We start from the raw sequence: 1,142 nt of genomic DNA, 5'->3' as shown, positions 1-1,142 counted from the left end.
AACTAATAGGACATATATAGACGCTCCCTCGGTGTCAAGGCACAACTAGCCTGTGGCACCTTTGATGCCCATCCATTTCCTGTTTTCCATCAGTATTCTCGTTGATAAATCGGTGGTTGTTCTGACATATATCCGGCTTCTGATCGGGATCTGTATTCCCGCAGCCCTGATGAGATCCGAACCCCGCCACCTTTAACACCCACTCGATCTGACTCATGTCGATCGTGTCCAAGCCAGGTTCTGGCAGGGCCGGAGCACCCCGTTTATTTCATCAACTTAAGAACACCTGATGAGATAATTACCTACTATACTGGTTTGAATCCTTCTTCCCTGGTGAGCACGCACCAGATAATTCTCGCCAGTTTGTGCGCAACAGCAACAACACCTTTTTGAAGGCCGCGTCGCACGATGATTTCATTTATCCATTTTGCAAGCTTTGAGTCACTTTCTTTAACAGCCCATCTCACAGTATGTCGTGCTGCCTGGACCAGTAGCTTCCGCAAGTACTGATCGCCACGCTTGGTTATTCCGCCCATCACTGACTTATTACCACTTGCTGATTGACGTGGCGTAAGTCCTGTCCATGCAGCAAAATCCCGAGCATTTTTGAATACTTCTGCTTTTCCTACAGTACTGGTAATAGCTGTAGCTATGTGAGCACCAATGCCAGGGATCTGCATGAGGCGCTGACTATGAGGGTTTTTGTCACTATGACTTTTCAAAACCTTATTAATCTTATCAATGCGCTTTGTCTGATAATCATACTCAACGATGGATGACTCTAGCTCAGATAGAAGACTACCTGACAGAGACGAATCTCTGATGATCTCTCGCACACCTTTAATGATGGCATTGATTCCAACCGGGAAAATATGGCCATAATCAGCAAGCAGCCCCCGAAGTTGATTGCATAAAGAGGTCCTGTTTGCGACAAGCCTTTCACGCATTCTGTGGAGACACTGAATATCCTGTTGATATTCAGCCTTTACTGGAACAAACCGGATATTAGGTCGAAGTGATGCTTCATAAATTGCCAATGCATCATTCTTATCATTTTTGTTTCCACGAACGAAAGGTGTTACATGCTGCGCCGGGATTAACAGAACTTCGTGACCGGCCTTCTCGAAATATCGGCCCCAATA

Annotated in this window: 1 protein-coding gene; it reads right to left on the bottom strand. The window is 45.9% G+C overall.

The window, feature by feature from the left end; all coding sequences use genetic code 11:
* Window positions 1–305: 305 nt before the first annotated feature.
* Window positions 306–1,142 (bottom strand): IS110 family RNA-guided transposase (locus I9W95_RS12440; RefSeq protein WP_225675356.1); only part of this gene is annotated, 837 nt, incomplete at its 5' end.

Source organism: Thalassolituus marinus (genome assembly GCF_020320395.1).
In the GTDB taxonomy this organism is placed as follows: domain Bacteria; phylum Pseudomonadota; class Gammaproteobacteria; order Pseudomonadales; family Oceanobacteraceae; genus Venatoribacter; species Venatoribacter marinus.
Note: the sequence above shows the minus strand (reverse complement) of the source record. Positions and strands in the feature narration are given on the sequence as shown.